Annotated in this window: 3 protein-coding genes, 1 tRNA gene and 1 pseudogene; 1 reads left to right on the top strand and 4 read right to left on the bottom strand. The window is 63.8% G+C overall.

Annotated features, from left to right (window positions below):
• The first annotated feature begins 50 nt into the window (after positions 1-50).
• Positions 51-1,421: a HipA domain-containing protein gene (locus tag ACLQI9_RS30150; protein ID WP_442376201.1), complete on the top strand. Its 1,371-nt coding sequence runs from the start codon at positions 51-53 to the stop codon at positions 1,419-1,421.
• Positions 1,422-1,947: 526 nt separating this feature from the next.
• Here ACLQI9_RS30150 and ACLQI9_RS30145 read toward each other — a convergent pair.
• The 4 genes and pseudogenes from ACLQI9_RS30145 to ACLQI9_RS30130 all read right to left on the bottom strand — a co-directional run bounded on the left by ACLQI9_RS30145 (position 1,948) and on the right by ACLQI9_RS30130 (position 6,760).
• Positions 1,948-2,024: transfer RNA gene (locus ACLQI9_RS30145), tRNA-Met, on the bottom strand.
• Positions 2,025-2,093: 69 nt separating this feature from the next.
• A pseudogene (locus ACLQI9_RS30140) lies at positions 2,094-2,632 on the bottom strand (cupin domain-containing protein).
• Positions 2,633-2,672: 40 nt separating this feature from the next.
• Positions 2,673-5,651 carry a UPF0182 family protein gene (locus ACLQI9_RS30135; RefSeq protein WP_442392653.1) on the bottom strand — a complete coding sequence of 993 codons (2,979 nt, stop codon included), beginning with the start codon at positions 5,649-5,651 and terminating at the stop codon, positions 2,673-2,675.
• A gap of 86 nt (positions 5,652-5,737) precedes the next feature.
• A complete protein-coding gene (locus ACLQI9_RS30130) occupies positions 5,738-6,760 on the bottom strand; it encodes a YlbL family protein (protein ID WP_442376205.1) in 1,023 nt (340 codons plus the stop codon).
• Between the last annotated feature and the right edge of the window lie 41 nt (positions 6,761-6,801).

The following is a 6,801-nucleotide window of genomic DNA, read 5'->3' as shown; positions in this document are numbered from 1 at the left end:
GCGCTTGACCTCGAACTGGTGCTCCGCCCCCGCCAAGGCTGGAAAGCCCTATGAGCCTGGATATTTGGCTGCACGGAGTACTGACAGCGCGAGTCACCCCGAAATCAGGGGGACGCAAGGTCGTGATCGAGTACACCGACGAGGGGCGCCTGGGCTACGGCGGTGGCGCGCCAATCCTGTCCTGCTCCCTGCCCTCGATCCCGGGACCAAACGCACCATCAGTTTCATGGTCCTTCCTGGAAGGACTGCTTCCGGAAGGTCGCGCGTTGGAGACCGCCGCCGCACGCCTGCGAGGCGTAGAACTCGATCTAACCGGTGCTCCTGCGACCCCTTCCGATGTCATGGCACTCCTTGCCGAATACGGGCGGGAATGCGCTGGGGCGGTTGTCCTAATGCCTTCCGGAGAGGGGTTACCGACCGAGGGTCATCCGTCTTCTCCGCTGAGCGAGCAGGAACTTGCCGACCTCATCCGGAATCTGCCGACGAGACCTCTGGGTGCGGACCCCGCCAGGGGAATCCGGATGTCACTGGGGGGTGCTCAGGACAAACTACTGCTGACCCGCGTGAACGGGGAGTGGTGCGCGCCGGTCGATGGGTACCCCTCGACGCACATCATCAAGCCCACCACCGTGTGGCCCCACAGCGCCGAAAACGAGGCACTGGTACTCGCCCTGTCCCGGGAATGCGGACTGTCCAACAACGAATCCTGGACCGAGCGGCTCGGCGACACGACCGCGCTCGTCGTCGAGCGCTATGACCGCACCGTCAAGAGCGACGGAACAATACACCGCCTGCACCAGGAGGACATGTGCCAGGCCGTCGGGCTCCGCCCGAAAGACAAATACCTGATCGGTCGGCCGTCCGAACGCATGGCTCGCGTGCTTCGCGAGTTCGCCGACTCCCCACAGCAGGAAATCGTGAACATCTACAAGCAGGTCGCATTCCGCGTGGTCGTCGGCGACGAGGACGGCCACGGCAAGAACTACTCACTGATGCTGCACGACGGAGTGGTCAAGGCGTCGCCCCTGTATGACTCGCTCTGCACGCTGGAATACCCCGAGCTATCAGGGACCATGGGCGCGAAGATCGGTGCCCAGCAGACGCTTGCCAAGGTGGATCGGCAGGCGCTTCTCGACGAGGCGAAGGCCATGGGCCTCCTCGCTCGCGAAGCCGAGCAGGCGCTCGACGAATTCTCAGCGCTCGTCCGCTCAGGCATCCAGAGCCTGCCCACCGAGATCACCGAAGGCTGGCCGTCCGAACGCTTGATTGAGACGGTGATGGCGCGATTGCACAGACTCGAAACCGGACAGCCGCTCGGCGGCGTCAAAGAATCATCACGGCCGAGCCGAACGCTGGATACGATCACCGCCAACAAGCATGGGGCCGCCCGCGCCCGCGGTGGGACGACATCGACGCCGTGAGTCGACCGGAATGGCCAGGCGAAATCAGTCGCCCTGCGATCGGCCATAGCGCCTCATAATGACTTTGCCGACCTTGGTGCCGTCGACCGCGGTGTAGCGCTGCGTGGTGCCTTACGACGGGTGACCCCAGGAGTATCGGGACGAGCCGCACGTCATGCGTCTGGTCGTGAATCTCCGTGGCACACAGGTGGCGTAGCTGATACATCGTCGTACCATCTGCCAGAGCAAGTGAATTTGCGTCACACCCGCCCTGGCAATCGCCCGAGGCCAGGGCACAGAGCAAGACGCCTACCAGGACCGGCTTTTGAGCCGCTTAGCAGTGAACTTCTGCGCAAAACCCACATTTTGGCAAACGTCGGCCAAAAAGCCGCAGAGCCAGGATTCCTTAAACGTCATAGAAAAAAGAGTGGGGACCCACCCCGTGAAGGCGTATCCAGTTAACTAGAAAGCCTAGCTAATGTGGCCAAAGACGTGGCCAACGACCATGAAAACGGCCCCCGGAGGAGTCTCCGGGGGCCGTTTCGACTGGTAGCGGGGACAGGATTCGAACCTGCGACCTCTGGGTTATGAGCCCAGCGAGCTACCGAGCTGCTCCACCCCGCGACGGGTAAATACCAGGTTACCGAACGCTCGCGAGGCCGCCAAATCCCGCGCTCAGCGGAGGTGACGGGTTCAGTGCGACGGCGGGTTCAGCCCATAGCGCTGTCTGATGTCGTCCATCCAGTCCGGCGAGCCGTAGGTCAGCCCGTATTTGTCGGCCAGCTCGCCGAACTCAGGCAGCTCGTGCAGAACCTTGCCGAGCGGGTCATTCGCATGCTCGACGAGCAGCTCACCCAGCTCGCGGAAGTAATTCTCGAACCCGCCCGGAGTGATGATCTCGATGATGCGGCCGGGCTCGCTGCCGGCGTTCCACATGGCATGCATTTGCCCGCGTGGCTTGGTGATGTAGCCACCGGGACCGAGGACGACTTCGCGCTGTCGTCCGAGCGGAAGCCGATCTCGCCGGCCAACACGATCGAATGCTCGTCCTCGCGGGTGTGCCGGTGCGCCGCGGTGAGCAAGCCCACCTCGAACGGATGCTCGACGATGGACACCTCGCCGCCGTTGGCGCGGCTGGAGAGCTTGAACACAGCCCCAAAACCCGGGAGCGCTACGTACTGTCCTTCCCCGGGCTGCACAACCGTCACCGGAATTTGATCCCTATCGGCCATCTGGCATACCTCCTTGCGTCGACGACGCCTGGGAGACAGGTCACTTGGTGTTGTCGTACTTGGTAATCGCGTCGTCGAGCCGCTGCAGTGCGGATCCGTAAGCGGCAAAGTCGCCGCTCTTCTGGGCGTCGCGGGCCGCGCCTAGTGCCGCCTCGACGTCCTTGAGCGCGGCGGCCTTTCCCGGGGACAGGGTCACCGCCCCGTTCGGCGACGGCGGGACGGCCGCAGCCGCCGGCGGCGGCGCACCGTCGGCCGGCGGCGAAGCGCCCGGCGGCGGGCTGGCGGGAGCGCCCGCCTCGGTCGGCGCGATCCCGGCCGCGGTCGCGCCGGCGCCGGGCCCGAACAGCCCGGTCAGCGCGTCGCTGACCGTGGGGCCGTATCCGATTTTGTCGTTGTACATCATCGCCACCCGGATCAGGCGGGGGTACGACGAGGCCGCGTCGCTGGAGCCGGGTGAGGCGTAAACCGGCTCGACATACAACAGCCCGCCCTGGGCGACCGGCAACGTGAGCAGATTGCCCCACTTGATCCGGTTCTGGTTGTCACGCCCGATCACACCAAGGTCCTGGGACACCGCGGTGTCGGTGGTGATCGCGTTGTTGGCCAATTTCGGCCCGTTGACCTGGCTCGGGATGGTCAGCACGGTGATCTTGCCATAAGTCGCCGGATCGGAGCTGGCACTGATGTAAGCGGCCAGGTAGTCCCGCTTGAACCTGTTCATCGCACTCGTCAACTGGAACGACGCCGAATTGTCAGCTTTGGCAATGTCTTTCGCGACGATGTAGTACGGCGGCTGATAGCTGCTGGCGGTTGGGTTCGGGTCCAGCGGCACATCCCAGAAATCCGACGTGGAGAAGAACGTCACCGGATCGTTGACGTGATATTTGGCCAGCAGCATCCGCTGCACCTTGAACAGGTCCTCCGGATAGCGCAGGTGGGCAGCCAATTCGGCGGTGATATCACTCTTGGGCTTGACGGTCCCGGGGAAGACTTTCATCCACGCTTTGAGCACCGGATCGCGCTCGTCCTGCTGATAAAGCGTGACCGTCCCGTCGTAGGCGTCGACGGTGGCCTTCACCGAGTTGCGGATGTAGGACACCTGCTTGTCGGGCACCAGCTGGTTGAAGGCGACTTCGGTGGAGTCGGCGGTGGCCGACGACAACGAGGTGAGCTCGGAATACGGGTAATTGTCCAGCGTGGTGTAGGCATCGATGATCCACACCAGCCGCTTGTTGACGATCGCCGGGTATATGTTGCTGTCGGTCGTCAACCACGGCGCCACCGCCTCAACCCGCTGCGCCGGATCGCGATTGAACAAGATCTTGCTGTTGGACCCAATCACATTGGAGAACAGGAAGTTTCGCTCCGCGAACTTCGCAGCGAAGACGCTCCGCGACACCCAGCTGCCGATCGGCACTCCGCCGCTTCCGGTGTAGGTGTAGTTCTTGGTCTCGGTGTTGGTCTCGTAGTCGTACTCCCGGTCGACACCGGTCTTTCCGACGATCGCGTAGTCGGCTGGAGTGTTGGAGATGACCGGCCCGAAGTAGACCCGGGGCTGGTCCAGCGGCGCCGGACCGTCGGAGAGCACTCCGCCGTTGGCGCCGACGACGTTGACCAGAAACTCCGGGTATCCGCCGTTCTGGTTGGGGTCGTTGGCGATACCGCGCACGGTGTTGGCCGGCGAGGCGATGAAGCCGTTGCCGTGGGTGTAGACGGTGTGCCGGTTGATCCAGTCCCGCTGGTTGTCGATCAGGTGGTCCGGGTTGAGCTCGCGGGCGGCGACGACGTAATCGTGCAGATTGCCGTCGTGGTCGAGATAGCGGTCGATGGACAGCTGGTCGGGGAAGTAGTAGAAGTTCTTGCCCTGCTGGAACTGTGTGAACGCCGGGCTGACGATGGTCGGGTCGAGCAGCCGGATGTTGGAGGTGGTGGCGCGGTCGGAGGCGACCTGCTCGGCGGTCGCCCGCCCGTCGTTACTGTAATCGCGGTAGGTCACAACGTCGTTGGTGAGGCCGTAGGCTTGCCGGGTCGCGCTGATGCTTCGGCTGATGTACTCGCGTTCCTTCTGCGCGGCATTGGGTTTGACGCTGATCTGCTCGACGATCAGCGGCCAGCCGGCGCCGACGATCAACGACGACAGCAGCAGCAGCACCAGGCCGATAGCCGGAATTCGCAAGTCGCGCAACACGATCGCCGTGAACACCGCGGCCGCACAGATCAACGCGATCGCCAGCAGAATCAGCTTGGCGGGCAACACCGCGTTGATATCTGTGTACCCAGCGCCGGTGAAAGGCTTCCCGGCGCGGGTGTGCGAAAGCAGCTCGTAGCGGTCCAGCCCGTAGGCAACTGCCTTGAGCAACACCAGTGTGCCGACCAAGCTAATCAGCTGGACGCGGGCCGAACGGCTCAGCGCGCCGGTGCGCCCGGACAGCCGGATACCGCCGAAAACGTAGTGCGTCAACAGATTTGCTACGAAAGCCAAAAACAGCGCCACGAAAAAGAAGCTGAGGACGAGCCGGTAGAACGGCAGGTCGAATGCATAGAAGCCGAGGTCCTTGCCGAACTGTGGATCGTGGATGCCGAAGTCGCCGCCGTGCAAGAACAGCTGAACGCGGACCCAGTAGCTCTGCGCGATGATCCCCGCGAGCAGGCCGATCGCGACCGGAATCCCGGCTGCGATCACGCGCAGCCTCGACATCACCACGGTGCGATACCGGGCCACCGGATCGTTGCCGTTGCTCGGCACGAACACCGGCCGAGTGCGATAGGCCAGCGCCAGGCCGGCGAACACGATGCCACCGACCAGCAGCCCCACCACCAGGAACAACACCAGCCGGGTCAGCAGCACGGTGGTGAAGACCGACCGGTAGCCAAGCTCGCCGAACCAGAGCCAGTCGACATAGCCGTCGATCAAGCGCGGGCCGACCAGCAGCAGCAAGATCACCGCCAGGGCGATCGTGATGAGAGTCCGGCTGCGCCGAGTCAGCTTCGGCATTCTCGCGGCGGGCCGCATACCCACTAGCTAAGCTCCCTGCTCCATGTCGACAGCGGACAGTCCTTCTTCTTAGGCCGTCGTCCTCGACGTATCACAACTGTACGCATCAGTTAGCAGCTCGGCGCCTGGCCGCCGGAGGTCACGGCATGCAGCGCATTCACCGCTCCACCGAGGTTGTCGACCTTTACTAATTGCAGTCCGGGCAACTTATCGGAGGTTGCCTCATAGCAATTTTCGGCGGGCACCAGAAATACCGTCGCCCCGGCGTCGCGGGCGGCAGTCATCTTGTGCACGATGCCGCCGATACGGCCCACTGTGCCGTCGGGCTTGATCGTGCCGGTGCCGGCGACGAACTTGGAGCCGGCGAGATTGCCGGTGGTGAGTTTGTCGACGACCGCCAGGCTGAACATCAAACCCGCCGAGGGCCCGCCGACGTTGGCGAGGTTGAAATCGACCACGAACGGCGCCCACGGCGCGTCCATCACCGAGAGGCCGGCAAAGCCGTACTTGCGGTCCTTGTTGCTGCCCAACGTGATCTGAGCGACGCCGGGGGATGCGTTTTTGCGGTGGAAGTCGACCGTGACCGGCTGGCCGGGTTTGGTGTTCTTCAAGTAGGACGTGAACTGCTCGACGGTGGCGACCGGCGTACCGTTCACCGCCTGCACGGAGTCGCCCGCCTGCAGCTTGCCCACCGACGGCCCGGGATCGTTGACCGCCGCGACGGTGACGGCCTGCGGGTACTTCAGGTATCCCAGGGCCGCGTACTCGGCGCTGTGTTCGGACTCCTTGAAATCGGCGTCGTTGGCCTTGTCGATTTCTTGCCGCGACTGGCCCGGCGGGTAGACAAGGTCGCGCGGCATCAGCTGTTCCTGCCCGGAAAGCCACAGCGTCAGCGCCTCCGCCAAGCTCAGATCGTCACGCTGCGACACCGTCGTCATGTCCAGGTGACCCGACGTCGGGTGCGTCTGGGTGCCTTTGATGTCGACGACCTGCTTGCCGTCGACCTCGCCGAGCGTGTCGAACGCAGGGCCCGGGCCAAGTGACACATAAGGCACCGTCACCACCGCAAGCAGAAGACCGAAGACCACGATCGGCACCAGCGCCACGATCAGCGTCAGAATCCGCCTGTTCACCTCGCTAACACTAGACGGACTGGTCAGGGCGAATTGGCGGC

Source organism: Mycobacterium sp., from assembly GCF_052143115.1.
Lineage (GTDB): Bacteria > Actinomycetota > Actinomycetes > Mycobacteriales > Mycobacteriaceae > Mycobacterium.
Note: the sequence above shows the minus strand (reverse complement) of the source record. Positions and strands in the feature narration are given on the sequence as shown.